General features: G+C 67.7%; 1 protein-coding gene. It reads right to left on the bottom strand.

Annotated elements, in window-relative coordinates; all coding sequences use genetic code 11:
- The coding region (locus BBK14_RS15970) for an ABC transporter substrate-binding protein (RefSeq protein WP_071063325.1) at nucleotides 1-1039 on the bottom strand (1039 nt) is incomplete at both ends.

The following is a 1039-nucleotide window of genomic DNA, read 5'->3' as shown; positions in this document are numbered from 1 at the left end:
GCCCGAGATGGCGCCGAGCCCCCCACGCGCGATGAAGAACATCGGGGTCAGTTCGGTCAACCGTTCCTGCACGGTGTCGTAGGCCGCCTTGCGCTCCTCCTCCGAGGTCGCGGTCCGGCCGGCCTGCAGGGCCGCGTTGAGCGCCGGGTCGTCGATACCGGGCATGTTCGCCGGCGAGCCTCCGGCGAAGACCGTCGACAACCGAGGCTCGGGATCCTGGAAGAGCGCGGACGTGATGACCGCGTCGAAGTCGAGTGTCCTGCGCAGCTGGACGAACTCGGCGAGCTCAATGGTCTTGATTTTGACCTCGACGTTGTTGAAGGCGCCGAGCTGGGCCTGGATGTTCTCCGCAAGCGCCCTGTTCTCGCTGCTGGAGGAGCTGGTGAACGTGAAGGACAGCGGCTTGCCATCGGCGGCCAGCTCGTCGAAGAGCCGCTGGGCGGTCTCCTTGTCCGTCTTACGCAGCGGCGTCTCCGAGTAGAAGGGGGAGGCGTCGGTGAACAACGTATCGGCCAGCTGCGCGGTGCCGTTGTAGGCCGCGAGGTTCAGCGCGTCCGAGTCCAGTGCCGYCGCGACCGCCCGACGCGCACGAATGTCGTCGAACGGTGCTCTGCGCATGTTCAGCGCCGCGAAGACGCCGCCGCTGAGCCGCATGACATTTGTCGGCAGACCCGCCTTGGTGGCYTTGTCGAGGTTGATCCAGCTCGAGTCGATGGCCACGTCCGCGCCCCCGGTGAGCAGCGTGTTGTAGCGCTGGTTGCCGTCGAGCGCCGCGCGGAGGGTGAGGCGGTCGAGGTAGGGCTTGGGCGCGTCCCAGTAGCGGGGGTTCTTGACGAGCCGGATGTCGGCCTGACGGGTCCAGCTCTCCAGGGTGAACGGTCCCGCGCCGATCGGCTTCGCGTCGAAAGCCTGCTGGCCCTTCTGCAGGGCCGCGGGTGAGGCGATCCAGTTCATCGAGGAGGCGAGGACGGACAGGGCGTACCTCGGCACGGGGGTGACCAGGGTGGCCTTCAGCGTGACGTCGTCCACCACCTCGGAC

It is taken from the genome of Parafrankia soli, from assembly GCF_001854695.1.
GTDB lineage: Bacteria > Actinomycetota > Actinomycetes > Frankiales > Frankiaceae > Parafrankia > Parafrankia soli.
This window is presented reverse-complemented; position numbering and strand designations above follow the sequence as displayed.